Origin of the sequence: Nocardioides sp. LML1-1-1.1, assembly GCF_040676175.1 — a bacterium.
Lineage (GTDB): Bacteria > Actinomycetota > Actinomycetes > Propionibacteriales > Nocardioidaceae > Nocardioides.
This window is the reverse complement of record NZ_JBEGHK010000007.1, coordinates 115492-139565: the sequence shown is the minus strand read 5'-3', so window position 1 is coordinate 139565 and position 24074 is coordinate 115492. Positions and strand designations below refer to the sequence as shown.

Genomic DNA, 24074 nt, shown 5'->3' with positions numbered 1-24074 from the left:
CAGGACGGGTGAGGAAGCCCCCATGACCCGCCTCACCCGTCCGCTGACCGGTACAACCGCGCCCGGCCCCCGGGGTTACGGGACCTCGTCCCGACTTTCTCGCCACGCCCGGCCGTTGGAACGTTCAAGTCGGCTTCGATAACGTCGGACCCATGCGTGCGATCCGGAGGTTCACGGTCCGCCCCGTCCTGCCCGACGCGCTCGCCGGCCTCGGTGAGCTCGCCGCCAACCTGCGCTGGTCGTGGCACCCGCCGACCCAGGCGCTGTTCGCCCAGATCGACCCGGCCGGCTGGCTGGCGGTGGGCCACGACCCGCTGCGCCTGCTCGGCGAGGTCTCGGCCGAGCGGTGGGCGGAGCTGGCCGCCGACGAGGCCTACGTCGCGCGGGTCGCCGAGGTGCGCGCCGACCTCGCGTCGTACCTCACGGGGGAGCGGTGGTACCAGCGCGCCTCCGCCGCGGCGCCGGAGCAGACCTGGCCGGCCTCGATCGCCTACTTCTCCCCGGAGTTCGGCATCACCGCCGTGCTGCCGCAGTACTCCGGCGGTCTCGGCATCCTCGCCGGCGACCACCTCAAGGCGGCCAGTGACCTCGGCGCGCCGATCGTCGGCGTCGGGCTGCTCTACCGCCACGGCTACTTCAAGCAGGCGCTCTCCCGCGAGGCCTGGCAGGTCGAGTCCTACCCGGTGCTCGACCCCGACGGGCTGCCGATCTCGCTGCTGCGCGAGGAGGACGGCGAGCGCGCCACCGTCACGCTGAGCCTGCCCGGCGGCCCCGGCCTGCTCGCGCAGGTCTGGGTGGCCTCCGTCGGCCGGGTCCCGCTGCTGCTGCTCGACACCGACTTCGAGGCCAACCCGGAGCAGTACCGGCTCGTCACCGACCGGCTCTACGGCGGCAACACCGAGCACCGACTGCGCCAGGAGCTGCTCCTCGGTGTCGGCGGTGTCCGAGCGCTGCGTGCCTACGCCCGGATCACCGGCGCCCCCGCGCCCGAGGTGTTCCACACCAATGAGGGGCACGCCGGCTTCCTCGGCGTCGAGCGGATCCGCGAGCTCACCGCCGGGGGAGAGGTCGACTTCGCCACCGCGCTGGAGATCGGCCGCACGTCGACCGTCTTCACCACGCACACGCCCGTCCCCGCCGGCATCGACCGCTTCCCGCGCGAGCTCGTCGAGCAGCACCTCGGCGACCAGGGCGCCATGCCTGGCGTACCCGTCGACCTGGTGCTCGGCCTCGGCGCCGAGGACTACGACGGCGGCGACCCCGGCGTCTTCAACATGGCCGTCATGGGCTTCCGGCTCGCGCAGCGCGCCAACGGCGTCTCGCAGCTGCACGGGCACGTCAGCCGCGGCATGTTCAACGGCCTGTGGCCCGCCTTCGACGAGGCCGAGGTCCCGATCACCTCGATCACCAACGGCGTGCACGCCCCCACCTGGGTCGCGCCCGAGGTGCTCGCGCTCGGCGCCGCCCAGGGCGGCGACCCGGAGGGTGACGACACCGAGGCCTTCTGGGCCGCCTTCGACAAGGTGCCCGGCCCCGACGTGTGGGGCACCAAGCGGGCGCTGCGCGAGCGGCTCGTCGCCGACGCCCGGCGCCGGCTGCGCAAGTCGTGGGAGAAGCGCGGTGCCGCGCCCGCCGAGCTCGGCTGGATCGACGAGGCCCTCGACCCCGACGTGCTGACGATCGGGTTCGCGCGGCGCGTGCCGTCGTACAAGCGCCTGACGTTGATGCTGCGCGACCCCGAGCGGCTCAAGTCGCTCCTGCTGCACCCCGAGCGCCCGGTCCAGCTGGTCGTCGCCGGCAAGGCGCACCCGGCCGACGACGGCGGCAAGCGGCTGATCCAGGAGCTCGTGCGCTTCGCCGACGCCGAGGACGTGCGCCACCGCATCGTCTTCCTGCCCAACTACGACATCGCGCTCGCGCAGCCGCTCTACCCCGGCTGCGACGTGTGGCTCAACAACCCGCTGCGGCCCTACGAGGCGTGCGGCACCTCCGGCATGAAGGCCTCCCTCAACGGCGGGCTCAACCTGTCGATCCTCGACGGCTGGTGGGACGAGTGGTACGAGCCCGAGTTCGGCTGGCCGATCCCGTCGGCCGACGGACTGGAGGACTACTCCGACAAGCGCGACGACCTCGAGGCCGGTGCCCTCTACGACCTCATCGAGAACGAGGTCGCCCCCCGCTTCTACGACGTCGACTCCGAGGGCGTCCCGCTGCGCTGGGTCGAGATGCTGCGCCACACCTGGGCCAACCTCGGCCCCAAGGTGCTCGCCACCCGCATGGTCCGCGACTACATCGAGCGCCTCTACGCCCCCGCCGCCGCCTACTCACGGTCCCTGGCCGCTGTGCCCGACGGGGCGCGGTCGCTGGCCGAGTGGAAGGCCCGGGTCCGCGGCGCCTGGTCCGGCGTCCGCGTCGAGCACGTCGAGGCCCACGGCGTCGGCGACGTCACCGAGGTCGGCGCCGGCCTCTCCGTCCACTCCTACGTCGCCCTCGGCGACCTCGCCCCCGACGACGTCGAGGTCCAGCTCCTGCACGGCCGCGTCGATGCCGAGGACGACCTGCGCGACCCGACCGTCACGCCGCTGCGCCTCGTCGAGTCGTACGACGGCGGACGGCACCGCTTCGACGGGGACATCGAGCTCGGGCGGCCGGGGCCGTTCGGCTACACCGTGCGCGTCGTACCGAAGCATGCGTTGGTGGTCGCTCCGGCGGAACTGGGGGTCGTGGCGCTGGCGTGAGTCAGCTCGCCGCGGGCTCTTCCGAGCTGCCTGCGCTCCACCGGCTCACTCAGCCTCCTGGTCGCTCAGCAACGACCTGAGCTCTCGGAGGCTGACAACGGACTGGCGATCGACGTCCAGCTCGTCATCGATGGTGGCGGTCGATGCGTCCATGTCGAGGCGGATATTGAAGGTGTTCGAGGTGAACTCGCGTACCCCTGCCTGCAGTCGATGCATCGCCTCGAGGAGCTCCGATCGCATGGACTCGTCCAGCTCGTGAGCGAGGAGTTCCTCCAGAGCCGACCGGTTCGTCACCATGCAGCCCTCACCTCGATTCCCTTTCCAGCCACCCGTCCCGCCCGGCCATCCAGCCGGGCGGGACGAGGCGCTCAGCGACCCAGCGGCCGCAGGTAGTCCGGCGTCCGGTCGAGCTTGGCGTTCCGCACCGGCCGGCCGTCACCGGCGACCGCCTTCGACGCCTTGTCGGAGGAGCCGAGCCCGGCCCAGTCGAGGATCTGGGCGGTGACCTTCAGCCGCTCGGCCTCGGGCAGCTGGGCGATCCGGGCGCCGTGGGTGCCGCCGGCGACGACGTGCACGGAGCACTCGCGGCGCTCGGCGCGCTTGCCGCAGGTGAACTGCTCGGCGCCCCACGGGTCGTTGCCGCCGTAGACGTAGAGCATGTTCGTGGAGCGGGTGCGCACCCAGCGGTCGATGTCGGGCATCGCGCGGCGGTCGAAGCGGATCGGCTTGAGCTCGGCGGGCACGAAGTTCGCGCCACCCCAGCCGCCCGGGAAGTGCAGGACGTCGGCGAGCGGCGCCTCGTAGGCCTCGTACCAGCCGAGCTGGTAGGCGGCCTGGTAGTAGTACGCGAGCGTGCCGAGCAGGCCCTGGTCCAGATACCCCGTGAGCGGTACGACGCCCTGGGTCCAGTCCCAGACCTGCTCCTTCGTCGCGTCCGGCCCCGGTACGTCGGCGCAGGCGGACTGCGGGGAGTACTGCCAGAACGTGAAGTACAGGTCGACGACGGCGGTCTCCATGCCGCGGTCCAGGCTGCCGAGGACGTTCCAGGTGTCGCCGGTGGCCTCGGCGTCCTGCCGGGTGCGCTCGAGGAACCAGGCGCGGTCGGGGCCGAGGATCCGGCGCTGCACGGCGGTGAGCGCCGCGCGGCAGGCCGGGTCGGTGCCGACGTTGGCGAGGAAGCGGTTGTAGGCGTCGCGGTCGTTGTCGACGTCGTTCGGGGCGACGTAGGGGATGGTGCCGTCGACGTCGGCCGGGAAGAAGCGGCGGTGGTAGGTCGCGGTCATCCCGCCCTTGGAGCCGCCGGTGGTGAGCCAGTTCTCGCGGTAGAGCCGCTGGAAGGACTTGATGATCCGGTGCTGGTCGGAGGCGGCCTGCCAGATGGTGAGCTGCTTCGGCCAGTCCGGCTTCGCGGGGATCGAGGGCTCGAAGAAGCGGTACTCCATGCTCAGCTGGTTGCCGTCGACGATCTGCGTCGGCTCGCTGCGGCTCGGGTTGGCGGACAGGTTGTAGCCGCTCGTGTACATCACCATCGGCCGGGCGGTGTCCTTGTGCAGCAGCGAGAGCCGCTGCTCGAAGGTGCCGGCCCTCGGGTGCCGGTGGTCGACCGGCTGGCGGAAGGTGATCTTGAAGAACCGGTAGCCGGCGGGCGCGGTCGCCTCGGTCACCGAGGTGACCCCGGGCAGCGCGGCGACCTGGTCGCGGATGTCGGCGGTGGCCGGCGCCTGCGCGGTGGGCGCGGCCGGGCCGGACGGGGGAGCGGAGACGGCGGGGCTGAGGGTGAGACCGGCCGTCGCGACGGCCGTGGTGAGCACGGCGCCGAGGGCGGACCTGAGGCGGGGCATGGGTGACCTCCCGAGAGGGTGTGGACTTGTGCGGTCCCCCGAACCTAGTCGGCCGCCTCCTCCATGACCACCACCGAGCGGGCGCCGATCGTCAGCACCTCACCGACCTCGACCCTCCGGCCGGCCGGCAGCCCGGGGTCGGTGGACAGCACGACCGAACCGGCGAAGACCCAGTCGTTGTCGGGCAGGTAGACCTCGACCTGCTCCGCCCCGGCGTGGAACCACAGCAGGAACGAGGAGTCGATCTGCTGCTCCCCGTGCGGGCCCGGCGTGCGCAGCGGCTTGCCGGAGACGAACATCCCGACGGTCCGCAGCCCCGCGTCGTACCAGTCCTCGTCGGTCATCTCGCGCCCCGACGGGTGCAGCCAGGCCAGGTCCTTGGGCCCGCCGACGATGGTGGGCCGGCCCTCGAACCAGTGACGTTGCCGCAGCGCCGGGTGCTCGCGCCGCAGCCGCAGCGCGCTCTTGGTGGTCTCGTAGACGTCCAGCCAGGCGTCGTCGGCGCGCCAGTCGACCCAGGAGATCTCGTTGTCCTGGCAGTAGGCGTTGTTGTTGCCGCCCTGGGTGCGCCCGCGCTCGTCCCCGGCCGTGAGCATCGGTACGCCGTTGGACAGGCACAGCGTCGCCATCAGGTTGGCCGCCTGCCGCCGCCGCAGCGCGCGGATCTCCGGGTCGTCGGTCTCGCCCTCGACACCGTGGTTCCAGGAGCGGTTGTTGTCGGACCCGTCGCGGTTGTCCTCGCCGTTGGCCTCGTTGTGCTTGACGTCGTAGGACACCAGGTCGCGCACCGTGAAGCCGTCGTGGGCGGTGACGAAGTTGACCGAGTTGTACGCCGAGCGCCCGTCGTCGGCGTACAGGTCCGAGGAGCCGGCGAGCCGGGTCGCGACGGTCTGCGTGCCGGCGCTCTGCCCGCGCCAGAAGTCGCGGATCACGTCGCGGTACTGGTCGTTCCACTCCACCCACGGCGGCGGCATCTTCCCGACGAGGTAGCCGTCCATGGACACGTCCCACGGCTCCGCGATCAGCTTCACGTGCCGCAGCACGGGGTCCTGCCCGATGGCGGTGAGCAGCCGGCAGGCCATGTCGACCGGGACGACGTTCGTGCCGGCTGTGCGGGTCAGCGCCGACATCAGGTCGAAGCGGAAGCCGTCGACGTGCATCTCGGTGACCCAGTAGCGCAGCGAGTCCAGGATCAGCCGCAGCGCCAGCGGGTCCTCGGTGTCGACGGTGTTGCCGCACCCGGTGACGTCCCAGTAGGTGTCGTCGAACTCGTGCTGCGCGCCCGGCGGGATGCGCCGGTAGAACCCGCGGTCGTCGTAGCCCCGGAAGGAGTACGTCGGGCCGTCCGGCCCCGCCTCCGCGGTGTGGTTGTAGACCACGTCGAGGATGACCTCGATCCCCGCGGCGTGCAGGCTGCGCACCATCTCCTTGAACTCCGTGACCTGCTGGCCGCGGTCGCCGCTCGCGGCGTAGGCGGCGTGCGGCGCGAAGTACCCGATCGAGTTGTAGCCCCAGTAGTTGACCGTGCCGCGCTCGACGAGGGCGGGCTCGGAGAAGAACTGGTGCACCGGCAGCAGCTCGACCGCGGTGACACCGAGGTCGCGCAGGTAGTCGGTGACGACGGGGTGCCCCAGGCCGGCGTACGTGCCGCGGACCTCCTCAGGGATCCGGTCGTGCAGCTTCGTGAAGCCCTTGACGTGCAGCTCGTAGACGACGGTGTCGAGGAAGCGGCGCCGGATCGGGCTCTCGCCCTGCCAGTCGAACGACGGGTCGACCACGACGCTCCAGGCGGCGCCGGCCTCGCCGGAGACGGCGAGGGCGTAGGGGTCGAGCAACAGGACGCTCGCATCGAAGCGCATCCCGTCCTCGGGCTCGTGCGGCCCGTCGACCCGGTAGCCGTAGCGGGTGCCGGGCGCGATGTCCGGGAGCGCGCCGTGCCAGATGCCGAGGGACTGCTCGCTCAGGGCGTAGCGCCGTTCGGCCTCACCGGGTCCGTCGAGCCCGATGCACAGCCACACGCCGGTGGCGTTGGGGGCGTGGACGGCGAAGTTCGTCGACTCCGGTGACCAGGTCGCGCCGAGCGGCCAGTTGCGTCCCGGCCACACCTCGGCCTGCTCTCCGAGGGCTCTCCACAGGCTGGGCGTCACCCGGACATCATGCCGGGTCTGACAACGCCGACCCGCGGAAGTCGGGGGTTCGGGTGACCTCCGCCACGGGGGACGGCAGAATGCGGGACGGGGGCCCCACCCCGTGTCGAGCGAGAGGGAGCAGATGAGCAGCGAGTTCGTGCGCCTGGAGGTGGCCGACGGCGTCGGGACCATCCGGCTCGACCGGGCCAAGGCGATGAACGCCATCAGCATCCAGGTGCAGGACGAGCTCCGGCTCGCCGCGGACGAGGCGACCGACCGGGCCGACGTCCGTGCGGTCGTGGTGTGGGGCGGCGAGAAGGTCTTCGCCGCCGGCAACGACGTCAAGGAGATGGCCGCCATGTCGTACACCGACATGGTCGACCGGGTGGAGAAGCTGCAGGGCGCGGTCAACGCGATCGCCCGCATCCCCAAGCCCGTCGTCGCGGCCGTCAACGGCTACGCGCTCGGCGGCGGCTGCGAGCTGGCCCTCGCGGCCGACGTCCGCTTCATCGCCGACAACGCGGTCCTCGGCCAGCCCGAGGTCCTGCTCGGCATCATCCCCGGCGCCGGCGGCACCCAGCGGCTGCCACGGCTGGTCGGCCCCGCCAAGGCCAAGGACCTGCTCTACACGGGCCGGTTCGTCAAGGCGGACGAGGCGCTCGCGATCGGCCTGGCCGACCGTGTCCTGCCCGCCGCCGAGGTGTACGACGAGGCGCGGGCCTGGGCGGCGAGGTTCGCCACCGCGGCGCCGTACGCCCTGCGCGCGATCAAGGAGTCGGTGGACCGCGGCCTCGAGTCCGATCTCGAGACCGGTCTGCAGGTCGAGCGGCAGCACTTCTCGGCGATCTTCGCCACCGAGGACAGCAGGACCGGCATGCAGTCCTTCATCGACAACGGGCCGGGCAAGGCCACCTTCGAGGGACGGTGAGCAGTGATGGCGGACGACAAGGCAGCCGACCAGGCTGACAAGCAGACCGACAAGCACGCGGACAGGCAGTCCGGCGGCGGGACCGACCGGTCGGCGGCGCGGTCGCTGGCGGCCACCCGGGCCCGCGACACCATCGCGCGCACGGTGTGGATCGTGTGCGTGACGCTGGCGCTGGTCCTGGCGGCCGCTGCGTTCTCCTACGCCCTGGAGGCCAACGAGGACAACGGCCTGGTCCAGGCGGTGCGCGACCTGGCCAACACCTTCGACCTCGGGTTCTTCGACCTCGACAACCCGGTCAAGGCGTTCGACGACCCCAACGGTGCGGTGAAGACGGCGCTGTTCAACTACGGCATCGCCTGCGTGGTCTACCTCATGGCCGGCCGGATCCTCGAGCGGCTGATCCGGCCCTGACCCGGCCCGGGGTGTGAGGTAGTCCACTGAGACGCGGTTCCCGCTGCTGGTGACCGGGCGGTAACCTGCGAACGCTGCCCTCAACGGGCCACAGTTGCTCCCTGCGCGGACCCCGCGGCAGGGACCCACGAAGCACAGGAAGGGGCCGGTCCGGCCACAACCATGACTCTCTCCAACATTGTCGTCCTTGTGAAGTACGTCCCGGACGCCACGGGTGACCGCAAGTTCGAGGCGGACAACACCGTCGACCGCGTCGGTGTCGACGGCCTGCTGTCCGAGCTCGACGAGTACGCCGTCGAGCAGGCCCTCCAGATCAAGGAGAAGCGCGCCGACGAGGAGATCACCGTCACCGCGCTCACCGTCGGTCCGGCCGAGGCCGAGGCGGCCGTCCGCAAGGCGCTGCAGATGGGCGCCGACAAGGCCGTCCACGTCTCCGACGACGCGATCGCCGGCTCCGACGCCATCGCGACCTCGCTGGTGCTCGCCAAGGCGATCGAGAAGATCGGCGTCCCGGAGCTGATCGTGGGTGGCCTCGCGTCCACCGACGGCGGCATGAGCGTCGTGCCGGCGATGCTGGCCGAGCGGCTCAACCTGCCGCAGGTCACGCTGGCCGCGGTCGTGGAGACCCAGGGCGACCAGATCCGCATCAAGCGCGACGGCGACACCGCCACCGAGGTCATCGGCGGCACGCTGCCGCTGGTGCTGTCGGTCACCGACCAGTCGGGCGAGGCCCGCTACCCGTCGTTCAAGGGCATCATGGCGGCGAAGAAGAAGCCGCTGGAGTCGCTGAGCCTGTCCGACATCGGCGTGGACGCCGGTGAGGTCGGCCTCGACGCCGCCTGGACCACGGTCGAGGCCACCGCCGCCCGCCCGCCGCGCACCGCCGGCGAGATCGTCAAGGACGAGGACGGCTCGGGCGCCACGGCGCTGGTCGACTTCCTCGCGTCCAAGAAGTTCATCTGAGAAGCGCCGAGAGGATCGAATAGACATGTCTGAAGTTCTGGTTCTCGTCGACCACGTCGACGGCGCTGTCCGCAAGCCGACGTACGAGCTGCTGGCGATCGCCAAGCGGATCGGTTCCCCCTCGGCCGTCTTCATCGGCGGTGCCGACAAGGCCGACGCCGCCGCCGAGGCGGTCAAGGGCTACGGCGCCGACAAGGTCTACGTCGTCGACGACGCGGAGATCAAGGGCTACCTCGTGGCCCCCAAGGCCGAGGTGCTCCAGCAGCTCGCCGAGCAGGCCTCGCCGGCCGCGATCCTGATCCCGGCCTCGGCCGAGGGCAAGGAGATCGCCGGTCGCCTCGCGATCAAGCTCTCGTCGGGCCTGATCACCGACGCCGTCGACGTCAAGGTCGACGGCGACGACATCGTCACCACCCAGTCGGTCTTCGCCGGCAACTTCACCGTCGACGCCAAGGTGGTCAAGGGCACGCCGATCATCGCGGTCAAGCCCAACGCGGCGGCGCCCGAGCAGGGCGACGGTGCGGGTGCGGTCGAGCAGTTCTCCGCGACCATCTCCGACGCCGCCAAGACCGCGCAGATCGTGGCCGCGCAGCCGCGCCAGGCGACCGGTCGCCCCGAGCTCACCGAGGCCGCCATCGTGGTCTCCGGTGGTCGTGGCACCGGCGGTGACTTCACCGCGGTCGAGGCCCTCGCGGACGCGCTCGGCGCGGCTGTCGGCGCCTCGCGTGCCGCCGTCGACTCCGGCTGGAAGCCGCACACCTTCCAGGTCGGCCAGACCGGCAAGGTCGTCTCGCCGCAGCTCTACGTCGCCAACGGCATCTCCGGCGCCATCCAGCACCGGGCCGGCATGCAGACCTCGAAGACCATCGTGGCCGTCAACAAGGACGAGGAGGCCCCGATCTTCGAGCTCGTCGACTTCGGTGTCGTGGGCGACCTCCACTCCGTCCTCCCGGCCGTGACCGCCGAGGTGGAGAAGCGCAAGGGCTGACCTCAGCCTTCGGCTCCTACGACGAGCGCCGCGGCCCCCGAGAGGGTGACCGCGGCGCTCGCCGTTTCGCCCGAGCAGCTGGAGCGGTCAGTGCTCCTCGTCGGTCCCGTAGCCGTGGTCGTCGACCAGGCCGACCTTGTAGTAGGTCACCTTGCGGTGGCCCGGCGTACCGCTGAGCCGCAGCTTGCGCAGGGCGCGGTTGTTGGTGGTGCTGGACTCGACGAGGTTGCGGTTCGGGTTGGCCTCGACGGCGATGTAGTAGTCGCCGTTGGGCAGGTTGTCGATGCGGAACGCTTGCCCGGCCCGGAACTGCTGGTAGGTGTCGCCCGAGCCCGGGGCGAGCACCTCGCGCAGCGAGATCGAGCCACGGTCACCACATGCGGTGTGCAGGTCGGTGTTCTCCGGCTGCCAGTCGGCGCCGGGCACGGTGTAGTCGACGGCGTCGGTGTTGGCGAGGCAGAAGGACTCCTTGCGTGAGACGACGACCTCGCTCTTGTCGGCGCGCAGCAGGGAGTACTTGGCGAAGTCCTTGAAGTGCCAGTGGTTGTGGCTGGGCGCCTTGTGCCAGATCATCGTGCCGACCTTGCGGTAGCCGGTCTGGTTGCCGTCGCGGTCGATGAAGTACTGGTAGGCGTCCATCACGTCGCTGGTCCCGCGACGGAAGCCGTCGACGACCATCGGGCCGTCCCCGGCGTTCCAGACGGTGGCGGAGAAGCGCAGGTAGCGGCTGTCCTCGGAGACCTGCATGCCGAACGCCGGCAGCGAGCGCAGGTCCGGTACGGCGTCCCCGGGCGCCCCCGCGCGTGCCGCGGTCGGCCGCGCGTCGGGCCGTGGCCGGGCGGCGGTCCGCCTGCCGTCGGCTGCGCGGTCGACGCCCACGTCGGTCTCCTTGCGCACGACCAGGCGGTAGCTGCGCACGGCGTCCGCGGTCCGGATCCCCAGCGCGTCGACGTAGGGCCGGCCGATCCGGGCGAGCACGGTGTAGGTGCCGGGCGGCAGGCGCAGGGCCGCGCCGTCGAGGCCGACGCTGCTGAGCCAGCCCCGCTGGATGCCCTGCACCGAGCCGAGGGTGAACGGGTGCGCCGGGCAGCCCTGTGGGTAGGGGGAGCGCAGCGGCGCGTCCGGCCGGGTGCGCTGGGTGTTCCAGGAGTTGAGGCACAGGTCGAGCCGGCGGGTGCGGACGACCTTGCCGTCCGTGGCCCGAGTGATGGCGAGGTAGACGAAGCCGTTGAGCGCCGGCCAACGGTCCTGGGTGCCGGCCGGCAGGACGACCGGGCCGCCGGGGGACTGCCAGGTCGTCCGGATCGGGCTGGTCCAGGTCGGGCGCTGGGAGCGGATCTCGAAGGCGCGGTCGCGGGCCAGCAGCCCGAGCCCGATGTCGTCGATCGTCCCGTCGTACGTCGTGACGGTGACGGTGCTCGCGGCAGTGAGCGCCACCGGTGAGCCGGGTGCGGGCTCGGCCCCGGCGGGCGGATCGGCCACCGTGGGCACGAGGGCGGTCGTGGTGAGCACTGCGGCGACGGCACCGAGACGCAGCTTCATGTCTTCTCTCCTCAGTCGAGTGGGTCCCCGGGAGGAGTGACGCTCGCCGCAGCCGTTCGGTTGCGAGTCATATGCGGTCGCGTGGCGTTTGGTAGAAGTAAGTACAGCGATATACCTTGCTTTGGTGCTTGCGCCGAACCGGATCCTGCGGACCGCTCCCATCGCCCTGGTGGCGGCCCTCGCGACGGTGCTCGCGCTGCTCGCCGCGCCGGCCACCCAGGCCGCCGCGCCAGCGCAGAAGGCGGTGCCGTGGGCGCCGTACCTCGGCATCACCTTCAACAACCCGATCGGCCCGCTGTCCCAGCGCAACGTCATCGTGCGCCGCATCCACGCGGCGATCGACCACACCCCGGCGGGGCAGACGATCCGGATCGCGACGTACAACCTCGGGCTCAAGACGAGCGCCGACAAGCTGATCGCGGCCAAGAAGCGCGGCGTGCGGGTGCAGGTCATCGTCAACGCCAACCTGATCGGGCCGCTCGAGGCGAGGGTGCAGCGCGCGCTCGGCAAGAACCCCAACCGGGCGAGCTTCCTCTACGTGTGCCGTGACGCCTGCCGCAACAGCGCCTCGACCGGCAACATGCACCTGAAGATCTACTCCTTCACCCGCAGCGGCACGGCACGGCAGCTGTTCATCAGCAGCTCCTCCAACCTCGGCGGCCCGGCCATGCACGGCCAGTGGAACGACTCGGTCGCGCTCGCCGGCCAGACCGCGTTGTTCACGACCTGGTGGCGGCTGTTCGACCAGATGCGCAAGGACCGCGCGGTCTCGCCACGGCGGGTCAACTACGTCAGCAGCGCCGTCAGCGCCTACTTCCAGCGACTCGTGCCGGGCGGGGCGCAGGGCCGGGTGACGACGAACAAGGTGATCACCGACGCGCCGTACGTCCGGCTCCGGGGCGTCACCTGCGTGGCGCCGAAGGGCTTCGGCAGCAACGGCCGCACGGTCATCACCGTCAACATGCGCGCCTGGTACGCCACCCGCGGCGAGCGGCTGGCGAGCCTGCTGGCCGCCCGCAAGGCGGGTGGCTGCAAGGTGCGCGTGATCGGCTCGCTGATGAGCAAGGAGGTCGTGCGGATCCTCCAGCGGGCCAAGATCCCGGTGAAGGCCGCCGACTGGCAGTGGGGCCCGCGCCCCTCGACCTCGGACGCCGACGAGACCGTCTACGGCCCCAGCTGCTACTCCCACCTCAAGTACGTCACCGTCAACGGCACCTACCGCGGCCGTGGCGACCGGTTGGTGTGGACCGGCTCGGAGAACTGGTCGCCGCCCGGCCTGAGCAGCGACGAGGTCACCCTCGAGCTGCACGGCGCGCAGACGGTGAAGGCCTACAACGACCAGTGGGCGAAGATGTGGGCCAGCGGCCGGACCACCCACCGGGTGGGCATCGAGCCGAAGTACCGCCCCTGCGCCTGAGCCCTATCCTTGGGCACATGAGTGCCGAGGTCGCCGTCCGAGAGGTCGCCCAGCGGGCGCGGGTCGCCAGCCGGGGGCTGGCCCTGGCCACCCGGGCGCAGAAGGACGCCACGCTGCACGCGATGGCCGACGCCCTGCTCGCCCGGGCCGAGGAGGTCCTGGCGGCCAACGCCGAGGACGTCGCCCGCGCCGAGGCTGGCGGCACACCGGCCAACATCATCGACCGGCTCCGGCTCACCACCGAGCGGCTCGAGGGCATGGCCACGGGCCTGCGCGAGGTCGCCGGTCTCGCCGATCCGGTCGGCGAGGTGGTCCGCGGCGGCGTGCTCGCCAACGGTCTCGAGCTCCGGCAGGTCCGGGTGCCCTTCGGCGTGGTCGGGATGATCTACGAGGCCCGGCCCAACGTCACCGCCGACGCCGCCGGCATCTGCCTGAAGTCCGGCAACGCCGTGCTGCTGCGCGGCAGCTCCTCGGCGCGCTCCAGCAACACCGCCATCGTCGCCGTGCTGCGCGACGCGGTCCTCGCCTCCGGCCTGGAGGCCGACGTCGTCCAGCTCGTGCCGGGCGAGAGCCACGACAGCGTCAAGGCGCTGATGCGCGCCCGTGGTCTGGTCGACGTGCTCATCCCGCGCGGTGGTGCCGGCCTCATCCAGTCCGTCGTCGAGGAGTCCACGGTCCCCGTCATCGAGACCGGCGTCGGCAACTGCCACGTCTACGTCGACAAGGCCGCCGACCTCGACAAGGCGCTCCCGCTCGTCCTCAACGCCAAGACCCACCGCACCAGCGTGTGCAACGCGGCCGAGTCGCTGCTCGTGCACGCCGACGTCGCCGCGGAGTTCCTCCCGCGGGTCGTGGCGGCGCTGCAGGAGGCCGGGGTGACCGTCCACGGCGACGACGCCTTCGGCTCCTACGACGGCGTGGTCGCGGCCACCGACGAGGACTGGGGCACCGAGTACCTCTCGCTCGACATCGCCGCGCGCGTCGTACCGGACCTGGACGGGGCGCTGGAGCACATCCGGACCTGGTCCAGCGGGCACTCCGACGCGATCGTCACCGAGGACCAGGGCGCCGCGCGGCGCTTCGTGGCCGAGGTCGACTCAGCGGCGGTGCTGGTCAACGCCTCCACGCGGTTCACCGACGGGGGAGAGTTCGGCTTCGGCGCCGAGATCGGCATCAGCACCCAGAAGCTGCACGCCCGTGGTCCGATGGGCCTGCCCGAGATGACCTCCACCAAGTACGTCGTCATCGGCGACGGCCACGTCCGCTGACGCCAGCCGCCACAGCCCCCACGCCATCGCGGCCACCGCAGCCGCCGACACCGCCGTCGACCCGGCACCGGCGGCGGGCACCTCGCCGAGCACGAAGTGCGCGAAGGCGAGCGTCAGCAGGCAGTTGACGACGTTGAGCACCGGCATCGACGCCGACAACCGGGCCGCGCGGTAGGCCAGCTGGTTGACGGCGACGCCGCCGACCCCGCAGGTCGCCAGCACGACGTACAGGCGGTCGGCCTCGATGAGCACGGACATCAGCCCGAAGAGCACCCCGGAGGCGCTGCCGAGCAGGAACGCCCGCCCCGTCGGGTGCGGGACGCCGGCCGCCACCGCGATCAGCAGCACGGCCACGAGCGCGCAGGCACCCACGGCGGCGAGCAGGAGGGCCGCGTCGGGTGGCCGCGGGCTCTCCCGGGCATCGGTCGCCAGCAGCAGCGCGGCGATCGCCAGCGCGGTCACCGCGACGGCGACCAGCTCGCGACGTCCGGGCCGGGACCGGGCCAGCGCCGCCCGCAGCGGCACGGCCAGCACGATGCCCAGGATCGCCAGCGGCTGCACCAGCCCGATCGGCCCGTGGTCGAGGGCCAGCACGTGGAAGACGAAGCCGATCGGGCCCAGCACGACGGCCAGGAGCACGGCCACGAGCGGCTTCCGGGACGCCGTCAGGTGCTGGCTCGCGGTCGACACCGCGGTCGTCGCGGCGCTCGCCAACGCGAACACCACGGCCAACCAGATCACGCCGTGAGGCTAGGGCGGGCAGGTGGCCGTCCGGTGAATGCGCGGTACTCCTGGGGGGATGTCGTCGGGACACTTCCTGCCGCGCGGTAGGTTTCGCGGCATGGCAGGCTCCCCGGACCGGATCTACGCCGATCCCTCCGTCGAACGGCTCTTCACCGGGGCCACCATCATCACCTTCGTCCGCACCGTCATCACGCTCGCGATCGCCGTCTGGGCGGCGTACGACGAGAGCCTGACCTGGATCGTCATCGGGCTGGTGACCTACTGGGTCGGCGACAGCATCGACGGGGAGTGGGCGCGCTGGCGCGACTGCGAGACCCGGATGGGCGCGGTCGTCGACATGATGTGCGACCGGCTCAGCTGCGGGGTGCTCTACGTCGGGCTGATCTGGCTCCAGCCCGGCGGCTGGATCAGCGACGAGCCGATGAAGTGGATCGGGATCCCGATCGCGATCTACCTCTTCGAGTTCATGGTCATCGACATGTACCTCTCGCTGGCCTTCCTCGCCTGGCCGATCCGCAGCCCCAACTACTTCCACGTGATCGACCGCCGGATCTACCTGTGGAACTGGTCGCGCGTCGGCAAGGCTGCCAACTCCGGCGCCTTCGCGGTGATCCTGCTCGTCAGCGGCTGGGTGTGGCTGGGCACGATCATCGCCGTGGGGCTGCTCGTCCTGAAGTGCGTGTCGCTGCGCTGGCTGCTGCAGCTGGGGCTGCCGGTCCCTGAGCGTGAGGCTGCCGCGGCATGATCCTGTGGCTGACGACGTTCGCCTTCAGCGTCGCGTCCGCCCTGCTCCCGTTCCTCCCGATCGAGGTCTACATCCTCGGTGCCGGTGCCGCCGAGGGCGGTACGGCGACGGCGATCTCGCTCGGCATCGCCGCCGGTGCCGGCGCGACCGTCGGCAAGATCGTCGTCTACGAGGCGGCCCGCCGCGGGTCCGAGTCCGCCTGGGCCCAGAAGAAGCTCTCGGGGCCCAAGGTCAAGGCGACCTACGACAAGTGGATGGGCCGCATGCAGGGTCGTCCCTGGTACGCCGCCGCGATCATGTTCCTCGCCGCCTCCGTCGGGATCCCGCCGCTGCTCGCCATGGCGGCCATCGGCGGCATCCTGAAGATGCCGATGTGGGCTTTCGTCCCCACCGTCTTCGTCGGCCGATCGATCCGCTTCTCGCTGCTCTTCCTCGGCGTCGACTTCGCCATCCACTGACCTGTGGGCAAGGCCCGCGGCGGGGGTTCGGTAGGCTGCGCGCATGCTCAGCCAGATCAGCCTCACCGCCCTCGCCGTCGTCAGCGCCGCCGAGGAGCACGGCGAGCCCGCCGTGAACCCGTGGTTCATCGGTGGCGGCGTGCTGGCCTTCCTCCTGTTCCTGCTGCTGGGCCTGGTCTGGTTCGGCGGCGGCCGCGACCACAGCTGAGACCGTGCCGGGACCGGACGGCCGCGCCCGCATCGGCGTGATGGGCGGCACGTTCGACCCGATCCACCACGGCCACCTGGTCGCCGCCTCGGAGGTGCAGGGCTGGTTCGGCCTCGACGAGGTCGTCTTCGTGCCGACCGGCCAGCCCTGGCAGAAGGCCGAGCGCGAGGTCTCCCCGGCCGAGCACCGCTACCTGATGACGGTCATCGCGACCGCCGCGAACCCCCGGTTCACGGTGAGCCGGGTGGACATCGACCGGGCCGGTCCGACGTACACCGTGGACACCCTGCGCGACCTGCGGGCCCAGCGTCCCGACGCCGACTTCTACTTCATCACCGGCGCGGACGCGCTCACCGACATCTTCAGCTGGCACGACGCCGAGGACGCCTTCGAGCTCGCCCACTTCGTGGGCTGCACCCGGCCCGGGGCCGACATGGACCCCGCGACGTTGGCGAAGATCCCGCACGACCGTGTGACCATGGTGGAGGTGCCGGCCCTGGCGATCTCCTCCACGGACTGCCGGGACCGACAGCGCGCCGGCCAGCCGGTCTGGTACCTCGTGCCCGACGGCGTCGTGCAGTACATCACCAAGCACGGGCTCTACGCCCGCACTGATCCCACTGATTCGGAGTTCCATGACCGCCACTGACCACGCCGTCGAGCTGATCCGCGCGGCGGCCCTCGCCGCCTCCGACAAGCTCGCGACCGACCAGCTGGCCTTCGACGTGAGCGAGCAGCTCGCCATCACCGACGCCTTCCTGCTGGCCTCCGGCGGCAACGACCGGCAGGTCCGCGCCATCGTGGAGGAGGTCGAGGACAAGCTGCGCGAGCTCGGCGCCAAGCCGATCCGACGCGAGGGTCACCGCGACGGCCGTTGGGTGCTGCTCGACTACGGCGACGTGGTCATCCACGTCCAGCACGCCGAGGAGCGCGAGTTCTACGCCCTCGAGCGCCTGTGGCGCGACTGCCCGCTGATCGAGCTGCCCGCGGAGATCTCCGGCCCGCCGGCCCCCACCGCGTGAGCGCGCGCCGAATCGTCCTGCTGCGGCACGGCCGCACCGCCTGGAACGCCGCCCGCCGGGTCCAGGGCCAGCTCGACACCGAGCTCGACGAGACCGGCCTCGAGCAGGCCCGTGCCGTCGCGCCGCTGGTCGCCGAGCTCGCCCCGGTCCGGATCGTCTCCAGCGACCTGGCCAGGGCCGCGGTCACCGCGCAGACGGTGGCCAAGGTGTGCGGTCTCGAGCCGTCGTACGACGAGCGGCTGCGGGAGTTTCGCCTCGGCGACCTCCAGGGCCTGACCCACGACGAGCTGGAGGCCCGCGACCCCGCGGGCTTCGCCCGGTTCCGCGGCGGCGACTGGGACGACCTCCCGGGCGCCGAGACCCCCGCCGAGGTCGCCGCCCGCTTCACCGCCGCGCTCACCGACCTCGCCGCCGGCCTCGGGCCGGGGGAGTGCGGCGTCGCCGTCTCCCACGGCGCCGCGACCCGCACCGGCGTGGTCGCCTTCCTGGGCTGGCCGCTCACCGTCGCGACGGACCTGCGCGGCCTGGGCAACTGCGGACGGGTGGTGCTCGACGAGCGTCCTTCCGGCGCGTGGGCCCTGTCGTCGTACAACGCCTGAGGGGAAACCGACCCCCGGATTTCACCTCGGGTGGATGGGTTGGCTAGTATTCCGCAGGTTGCTCCGCTTCCGCGGGGATCACAACTGAATGGGGCTGTGGCGCAGCTGGTAGCGCATCTGCATGGCATGCAGAGGGTCAGGGGTTCGAGTCCCCTCAGCTCCACCGAAGAAGGGCCGCGACGCACGTGCGTCGCGGCCCTTCGGCATTTCCGGTCCCGGTCCCGGACGTGCGTCCGGATCGAGGTGCCCGGCCATGGACACCCCGGCCGGTCGGCGCGACGGTGTCGGGATGAGCCGTCCCCGCAGGTACGTCGCCCGGTCCGCCGCAGTCCTGGTCGCCGCCGTGGTCGCGCTGGTCGCGACCGCCGGCCCCACCTGGCCGTGGGTGACCATCGCGCCAGCCGGCAGCCCGGTCACCTTCGTCGGCACGGCAATCAAGCTCACCGACATCCCCGCGGCGCACACGGTCTCGTGCACGTCTTTCGGCGTCGCCGGCGTCGTGACCCCCGCGGCGGGCACCAACCTCGCCTACGGAGCCAGCACGGCGAACCTGGCGACGATGACCTCGTCGGGCTGCACGAACCCCATCGCTGGAGCCTGCACGCTCACCGGGAGCGGGGTCTGGGGCTTCGCGCTGACCGGGCCGGTGTCCGGCGGGCTCTGGCCGGCGCGGTTCTCGAACGTGCGGGTCGCTGCGGTCTGCGGCAGCGTGGGGTGCTCGTTCACGATGACGGGCGCCGTCGACGGCCGCTTCGACCGGACGGTCGGGTCGCCGACGTACCAGCGCTTCACGCCGGTGACCGGGTCCTCGGGACTGCTGGTCGCGGCCAGTCCCGCGCCGAGTGCGGGCTGCGCGCTGCTGGACGTCGTAGCGGGTGACGACGTCGCGGTGGGCGGCTACCTGACGAACACCGGCACGGCGATCTGACCGGTCGTTCTCGGAACCGGTGCCGAGGCAACCGCCGGGCTGGCCGGGAGCGCCGGATGCTGTGTTGGATCGGAGCAGCCCGGTCTACGAAGAGGTCGCCATGGACGCGCTGCTGCCGGACCCGTGGGACGAGGCCCGGGTCGAGGACGACTTCGCCGTGACCCGGATCGGCGTCCTCGCCTCCGGCCGGATGCCGGCGGAGCGGGGGATGGTCGCCTCCTGGCTGGCGTGCACGGGCGAGCTGCTCGACCAGTGGGCTTCCTGGGGCTGGGCGGTCCCGGAGCTGCGCCTGGTCCGGTTCGACCCGGAGCGGGTGCGGGCGGTCATCACCCCGGACCGACCACTGGTCCGGGCCCGCGAGATCGACACCCTGCTGCGGCTGCGTCTCGACGGCAACCTCGACCTGTGCGGTCACCTCTCCGGCCCCCCGCCGGCGGAGCCCTTCGTCTACGAGTGGTCCGCCGCGGCGCACCTCGAGCCGCCGGACTGGATCAGCCTGTTCCTCGACGTGAGCATCGTGGGCGCGGTCCCCGAGGAGGTGCGGCGGCGGATCACGCGGCAGGTGGTCCAGGTGGTGCGTACGACGGTCGCCGACCCGCGCATCCACTACGCCGAGGCCGGTCCGCGCAGCATGGCGCACGGCGCCACCCCCTGGGAGGACGCCTACGACGAGGACCCGATGGCCTCCGGTGCCCGGCTCGCGCCGCAGTGGCTGCGCGGGACCGGCGCGGTGACCTACGTCCACGACCGCGTGGTCGACGCCCTCGGCGGCCGCCAGCACCTGGGCGCGGCGCTCGTCGACGCCGAGGTGCTGCCGAGCGAGGAGGGTGTGGTCGTGGTGGCCCGGCCGAGCCTGTGGTCGGAGGATCCCCGCCAGGACGCGCGGATCCGCGCGGCGGTGGCCGAGCGGCTGGTGCCCCTGGACCCGCTGCTGGACGCGGTGCGGTTCGCGGCGGACTGGGTGGGCGGGCCGGACGCGGCCAGCGTGGACGCGCACTTCGCCACGGAAACGTGGGACTGACGTGAGCCGTGCGCGGGTCTAGCCTGGCCGCATGAGCGCAGGGGCGGGCGATGCCGCCTTCACCGGGTCGATCCCGGAGGTCTACGAGCGGCTGATGGTGCCGATGATCTTCGCGGAGCCGGCCGAGCTGCTGGCCGCGGCGGTGCTGGCCGCCGCGCCGCACGACGTGCTGGAGGTCGCGGCCGGCACCGGGGTGCTCACCCGGCTGCTGGAGCGAGCGGCCGACGTACGGTTGGTCGCCACCGACCTGAATGCCCCGATGCTGCGGGCCGCGGAGCGGCGCAGCACGTCCGGCCGGGTGACCTGGCAGGTGGCCGACGCGACCGACCTGCCGTTCCCGGACACCTCCTTCGACGTGGTCGCCTGCCAGTTCGGCGCGATGTTCTTCCCCGACCGCGTCCAGGGGTACGCCGAGGCGGGCCGCGTGCTGCGCCCCGGCGGCCTGCTCGCGTTCAACACCTGGGACCGGATCGAGCGCAACGCGATCGCCGAGACCGTCACCGACGCCCTGACGGCGGCGGTGCCGGAGGCGGACCTGGCGTTCATGAGGCGCACGCCGCACGGCTACTTCGAGCCGGACCGTGTCGTCGCCGATCTCGTCGAGGCCGGCTTCACGACCATCGGGGTCGAGGAGGTCGACGGCACCAGCCTCAGCACGACCGCCGAGGCCGCGGTCGCCTTCTGCCAGGGGACTCCGCTGCGCGGGGAGATCGAGCGGTGCCCGGGGCTCGACGTCGAACGGGCCACCGAGATCGCGGAGGCGGGCCTGGTCGCACGCTACGGCGCGGGCCCGTTCGCGGCGCCGACGCGGTGGCTCCAGGTCACCGCTCGCCGCCCGGGCTAGGCGCGACCGGCGGCCTCCGCGACGAAGCCCGCAGCCGCCTCGACCAGCTGGTCCAGCCCCGGCTGCTCCAGCGGGTAGTGACCGGCGTCCTCCAGCATGACCGTGCGCACCGGCACCCTCGTGATCCGCGCCAGGAAGGGCTCGGACAGGTGCAGGGGGGTCCACCGGTCGGCGGCGGGCTGGGTGAGCAGCACCGGACAGACGTCGAAGTCGCCGGGCTCGGTGACGGGCCGGTAGTTGAGGTAGGAGTCGAGGAAGGCGATGGTGGCGCTGTTGCCGGCCGAGGTCTTGTCGGCGTAGCAGGCCCTCTTGGCGGCCTTGTCGTTGACGAGCGTGCGCATCTTGCTGACCAGGCGCATCGGCAGCCGCAGCCGGCGCAGGGGAGTGCGCGCGAGCAGCGCCATCACCCGGGCGCCGACGAAGCCGGTCACCGGGTCGAAGGCGGTCTGCACGCGCACCTGTCGCGAGCGCTGGTCGAGGAAGGTCATCCCGATGATCCCGCTGACGCGGCCGTTGAGCGCGGCCACGTGGTAGGTCTCCATGCCGCCGGCGGAGAGGCCGTAGAGCACCACCGGGCGGCCGTCGGCGAGCTCGCGGTCCACCAGCGCCGAGCCCAGCCGCACCCAGTCGTCGTAGGTGACCAGCGCGCCGTCCGCCACCTCCGTGACGCCGTACGTCGGCATGTCGATCGCGATCGTCTCGTAGCCCCGCTCGGCGAGCGGCCGGCCGAGCACCAGCGACATCTGGCGTCCGTTAGTCCCCACGCCGTGCAGCAGGATCACCTTCGCCGGTGCGTCCGGGTCGCGGTAGGTGTCGAGGTGCACCCGGTGCCCGTCGACCTCCCACCACTCCTCGGCGGGCTCGGTGCCGGGGGTGAGCCGGTAGGCCGCGGGCAGGAATTCCTGGATGGCACGCCACTCGGGCTGGTTCGCGTAGCTCATGGTGGGTCCATCTCCCCATGCTCTGGACGCGCTGTCCAGGGCAGCGGTCTCACTTGCGGTCAGCCGGCCGGATCCAGTCCGAGCAGGCCGGCGCGCAGCAGGGCGAGCCCGTCCGCGGTCCACGGGTCGAGGCCGACCAGGTCCGCGACCCGGCGCAGCCGGTAGTCCACGGTGTTGGGGTGCACGCTCACCAGCTCCGCGGTGCGGGTGCGGCTCTGCCCGGTCGCGAGGTGCGCGTGCAGCGTCGCGACCAGGTCCGGGCGGGTGGCGAGCGGCGCGAGCCGGGCCCGGAGCGCGTCGGCGACCGGCCCCGGCCGGGAGAGCTGGTAGTCGAGGAGGACGTCGTCCATCGCGTAGGTCCCCGGAGACCGGGAGGTACGCCGGACCAGGTCGACGATCTCGCGGGCCAGCGCCGCGGCGGCGGGCACCTCGGCGATGCCCGCCGTCGTCGTACCGGCCCAGACCTCCGCTCCCGCGGCGCCGCCCAGCCGCCGGACCAGCGCGTCGACGGCGGCGGTGTCCCAGGCGTTCTCGTCACCGTGGGGATGGGGGAGCAGCACCAGGCCGCCGTAGGGGTCGAGCTCGAACAGCGGCACGTTGACCCGGTCGCCGGCGAGCTCGGCGCGCAGCGCCCGCAGCCTCCGGCGCGCGGTGATCGCGGCCGGCCGGCTCCAGCCGCCCTCCGGCGGCTCACCACCGATGTGGAGGGCCACCACGGTGTAGCGCTCGGGCAGGCTGACCCCGAGCGAGGTCGCGACCTGGTCGACCTCGTCACCCGCGAGCAGCGCCGCGACGAGCGAGGTGCGCACGGTCTCCGCCTCGTCGCCGCTCATCCGCAGCTCCTCCAGGTAGGCGCCGGTCACCGCGAGCATCACCTCGGTCAGGTGCGCCAGCGCGGCGTCGCCGAGCGCACCCAGGTCGGTCACGTCGTCGGGCCCCGCCGTCGCCGCCACGGTCGTCCACACCGTGGCGATCCCCGTGAGGTAGGCCCGCTGCACCAGGTCGAGCGGGAAGCCCTCCTCCGCCCGGCGGTACGCCGAGGCGGTGACCCGCGCGAGGATCTCGGGGTCCGGCGCGGCGCCGGCCACCCGGGCCTCGAAGAGCAGCAGGTTGTCCCGGGCGACGCCGCGCACGTCGACGCCGAGCAGGTCGGGCAGCTCGGCGTACATCGCGACCTGGCGCGCGATGTCGTCGAGGATCGACTCGACGAGCTGGTGACGCCCGGTGCGCAGCAGGTCGTCGATGGGGCGGCCGGAGAAGGTCAGCACTTGTGAAGAATCACAAAGCCCGCCGGGGTTTTCCAGAGCGCTGCCACTCGCCGAGACCGACCGGCTCGTCAAGGATTCCTGTGAGCGGCGCCACACGCCGCCCCAGGGAGGAGAACGATCATGAAGCGAGCAACAGGTCCGCGCCGGATGCGCTGGATCACGAGGCTGTTGGGAGCCGGCCTCGTCGCGGTGGGCCTGGTGGCCCCGGTGGCGGCCAGTGCCCCGGCCCAGGCGGCGGCGCCGACGAGCGGCTGGAACGACTGGTCCTGCCGGCCCTCGGCCGCGCACCCGCAGCCGGTCGTGCTGCTGCACGGCCTGGGGGGCCAGGCAGTGACGAACTGGTTCTACCACGGCACCAAGCTCGCGGACGCCGGCTACTGCGTGTTCTCGACGACCTACGGCCAGGGTGCCTTCGGCGACCTCGTCGGCGGGCTCGGCTCGATGCGCACCAGCGCCGTCCAGGTCGGTGCCTTCGTCGACAAGGTGCGCGCGGCCACCGGCGCGGCCGAGGTCGACCTGGTCGGCCACTCCGAGGGCAGCACGGTCTCGGCGTACTACCTCAAGCACGAGGGCGGGGCCGCGAAGGTCAAGGACTACGTCGGCTTCGGCACGAACTATCAGGGCTCCACGCTCAACGGGCTGTCCGTCCTGCTCAAGGCGGCCATGCCGTTCCTGCCGAGCATCACGGCGTTCGTGCAGTCGCAGTGCGCGTCCTGCCTGGAGTTCCTCGCGCCCAACGACTTCCTCGACGACCTCCAGCGCGGCGGTGTGGCGGTCCCGGGGGTGGCCTACACCAACATCATGTCGCGCTACGACACCGTCGTGACGCCGTACACGAGCGGCCGGATCGACCAGCCCGGAGTGACCAACATCGTGCTGCAGGACCGCTGCGCGTTCGACGTCTCGGGCCACCTCGCGATGGCCGTCGACCCGAACGTCAACCTGCTCATCCGCCGTGCGCTGGACCCGCAGGACCCGCCGGCGATGAGGTGCAGCCTGAGCCTGCCGGCGCCCTTCTGAGCGGGGGAGGGGGACGGCTCGCCTCGGGAGGGGGTGAGCCGTCCGCGCGGG

Annotated in this window: 23 protein-coding genes and 1 tRNA gene; 18 read left to right on the top strand and 6 right to left on the bottom strand. The window is 72.1% G+C overall.

What is annotated here, in order from left to right; translation table 11 throughout:
* Positions 1 to 152 precede the first annotated feature (152 nt).
* The gene (gene glgP, locus MRBLML1_RS21720) at positions 153 to 2738 is read left to right on the top strand and encodes an alpha-glucan family phosphorylase (protein WP_364520019.1); all 2586 of its coding nucleotides are present in this window, start codon (positions 153 to 155) and stop codon (positions 2736 to 2738) included.
* Between the two features lie 45 nt (positions 2739 to 2783).
* On the opposite strand, the gene MRBLML1_RS21715 is transcribed toward glgP, so the two are convergent.
* The 3 genes from MRBLML1_RS21715 to glgX form a co-directional block, all read right to left on the bottom strand.
* Positions 2784 to 3035, bottom strand: coding sequence for a hypothetical protein (locus MRBLML1_RS21715; protein ID WP_364520017.1), 252 nt, complete (start codon positions 3033 to 3035; stop codon positions 2784 to 2786).
* A 71-nt stretch (positions 3036 to 3106) separates the two neighbouring features.
* The gene (locus tag MRBLML1_RS21710) at positions 3107 to 4579 is read right to left on the bottom strand and encodes a S28 family serine protease (RefSeq protein ID WP_364520015.1); all 1473 of its coding nucleotides are present in this window, start codon (positions 4577 to 4579) and stop codon (positions 3107 to 3109) included.
* A 44-nt stretch (positions 4580 to 4623) separates the two neighbouring features.
* Positions 4624 to 6726 carry a glycogen debranching protein GlgX gene (glgX, locus tag MRBLML1_RS21705; protein WP_364520013.1) on the bottom strand — a complete coding sequence of 701 codons (2103 nt, stop codon included), beginning with the start codon at positions 6724 to 6726 and terminating at the stop codon, positions 4624 to 4626.
* A gap of 124 nt (positions 6727 to 6850) precedes the next feature.
* Between glgX and MRBLML1_RS21700 the strand changes: the two genes are divergently transcribed.
* The 4 genes from MRBLML1_RS21700 (at position 6851) to MRBLML1_RS21685 (ending at position 9998) form a co-directional block, all read left to right on the top strand.
* The gene (locus MRBLML1_RS21700; RefSeq protein ID WP_364520011.1) at positions 6851 to 7636 is read left to right on the top strand and encodes an enoyl-CoA hydratase/isomerase family protein; all 786 of its coding nucleotides are present in this window, start codon (positions 6851 to 6853) and stop codon (positions 7634 to 7636) included.
* Between the two features lie 6 nt (positions 7637 to 7642).
* Positions 7643 to 8047: a hypothetical protein gene (locus MRBLML1_RS21695; RefSeq protein ID WP_364520009.1), complete on the top strand. Its 405-nt coding sequence runs from the start codon at positions 7643 to 7645 to the stop codon at positions 8045 to 8047.
* A 162-nt stretch (positions 8048 to 8209) separates the two neighbouring features.
* Positions 8210 to 9010, top strand: coding sequence for an electron transfer flavoprotein subunit beta/FixA family protein (locus MRBLML1_RS21690; protein ID WP_364520007.1), 801 nt, complete (start codon positions 8210 to 8212; stop codon positions 9008 to 9010).
* Between the two features lie 25 nt (positions 9011 to 9035).
* Positions 9036 to 9998 carry an electron transfer flavoprotein subunit alpha/FixB family protein gene (locus tag MRBLML1_RS21685; protein WP_364520005.1) on the top strand — a complete coding sequence of 321 codons (963 nt, stop codon included), beginning with the start codon at positions 9036 to 9038 and terminating at the stop codon, positions 9996 to 9998.
* 87 nt (positions 9999 to 10085) lie between these two features.
* Here the strand turns inward: MRBLML1_RS21685 and MRBLML1_RS21680 are convergent, their stop codons facing one another.
* Positions 10086 to 11540, bottom strand: a complete 1455-nt coding sequence (locus MRBLML1_RS21680) for a lysyl oxidase family protein (protein ID WP_364520003.1) — start codon at positions 11538 to 11540, stop codon at positions 10086 to 10088.
* A gap of 124 nt (positions 11541 to 11664) precedes the next feature.
* On the opposite strand from MRBLML1_RS21680, the gene MRBLML1_RS21675 reads away from it, so the two are divergent.
* The 12 genes from MRBLML1_RS21675 (at position 11665) to MRBLML1_RS21620 (ending at position 20794) form a co-directional block, all read left to right on the top strand.
* A complete protein-coding gene (locus MRBLML1_RS21675; RefSeq protein WP_364520001.1) occupies positions 11665 to 12957 on the top strand; it encodes a phospholipase D-like domain-containing protein in 1293 nt (430 codons plus the stop codon).
* Positions 12958 to 12974: 17 nt separating this feature from the next.
* Entirely contained in the window at positions 12975 to 14225 is a 1251-nt protein-coding gene (locus MRBLML1_RS21670; protein WP_364519999.1) for a glutamate-5-semialdehyde dehydrogenase, read from the top strand.
* A gap of 841 nt (positions 14226 to 15066) precedes the next feature.
* On the top strand, positions 15067 to 15714 hold the full coding sequence (locus MRBLML1_RS21665; RefSeq protein WP_364519997.1) for a CDP-alcohol phosphatidyltransferase family protein: 648 nt from the start codon (positions 15067 to 15069) through the stop codon (positions 15712 to 15714).
* Positions 15711 to 16172 (top strand): hypothetical protein, encoded by a 462-nt coding sequence (locus tag MRBLML1_RS21660; RefSeq protein ID WP_364519995.1) that lies wholly within the window; start codon positions 15711 to 15713, stop codon positions 16170 to 16172. Before MRBLML1_RS21665 ends, MRBLML1_RS21660 begins: the two co-directional genes overlap by 4 nt.
* A gap of 43 nt (positions 16173 to 16215) precedes the next feature.
* A complete protein-coding gene (locus MRBLML1_RS21655) occupies positions 16216 to 16380 on the top strand; it encodes a hypothetical protein (RefSeq protein WP_179647526.1) in 165 nt (54 codons plus the stop codon).
* A gap of 4 nt (positions 16381 to 16384) precedes the next feature.
* Positions 16385 to 17029 (top strand): nicotinate-nucleotide adenylyltransferase, encoded by a 645-nt coding sequence (nadD, locus tag MRBLML1_RS21650; protein ID WP_364519993.1) that lies wholly within the window; start codon positions 16385 to 16387, stop codon positions 17027 to 17029.
* Positions 17016 to 17402, top strand: a complete 387-nt coding sequence (gene rsfS, locus MRBLML1_RS21645; protein ID WP_364519991.1) for a ribosome silencing factor — start codon at positions 17016 to 17018, stop codon at positions 17400 to 17402. The genes nadD and rsfS overlap by 14 nt, the downstream gene beginning before the upstream one ends.
* On the top strand, positions 17399 to 18001 hold the full coding sequence (locus MRBLML1_RS21640) for a histidine phosphatase family protein (protein WP_364519989.1): 603 nt from the start codon (positions 17399 to 17401) through the stop codon (positions 17999 to 18001). The genes rsfS and MRBLML1_RS21640 overlap by 4 nt, the downstream gene beginning before the upstream one ends.
* Positions 18002 to 18091: 90 nt before the next feature.
* Positions 18092 to 18164, top strand: a tRNA-Ala gene (locus MRBLML1_RS21635).
* A gap of 126 nt (positions 18165 to 18290) precedes the next feature.
* A complete protein-coding gene (locus tag MRBLML1_RS21630) occupies positions 18291 to 18929 on the top strand; it encodes a hypothetical protein (protein ID WP_364519987.1) in 639 nt (212 codons plus the stop codon).
* Positions 18930 to 19029: 100 nt separating this feature from the next.
* Positions 19030 to 19950, top strand: coding sequence for a hypothetical protein (locus MRBLML1_RS21625; protein ID WP_364519985.1), 921 nt, complete (start codon positions 19030 to 19032; stop codon positions 19948 to 19950).
* 31 nt (positions 19951 to 19981) lie between these two features.
* Entirely contained in the window at positions 19982 to 20794 is an 813-nt protein-coding gene (locus MRBLML1_RS21620; protein ID WP_364519983.1) for a class I SAM-dependent methyltransferase, read from the top strand.
* Here MRBLML1_RS21620 and MRBLML1_RS21615 read toward each other — a convergent pair.
* Entirely contained in the window at positions 20791 to 21735 is a 945-nt protein-coding gene (locus MRBLML1_RS21615; RefSeq protein ID WP_364519981.1) for an alpha/beta fold hydrolase, read from the bottom strand. The two genes, MRBLML1_RS21620 and MRBLML1_RS21615, sit on opposite strands and share 4 nt — an antisense overlap.
* Before the next feature lie 59 nt (positions 21736 to 21794).
* Positions 21795 to 23003: a PucR family transcriptional regulator gene (locus MRBLML1_RS21610; RefSeq protein WP_364519979.1), complete on the bottom strand. Its 1209-nt coding sequence runs from the start codon at positions 23001 to 23003 to the stop codon at positions 21795 to 21797.
* Positions 23004 to 23123: 120 nt separating this feature from the next.
* Here MRBLML1_RS21610 and MRBLML1_RS21605 point away from each other — a divergent pair, with 120 nt between their 5' ends.
* Positions 23124 to 24023 (top strand): alpha/beta fold hydrolase, encoded by a 900-nt coding sequence (locus MRBLML1_RS21605; RefSeq protein ID WP_364519977.1) that lies wholly within the window; start codon positions 23124 to 23126, stop codon positions 24021 to 24023.
* Positions 24024 to 24074 lie beyond the last annotated feature (51 nt).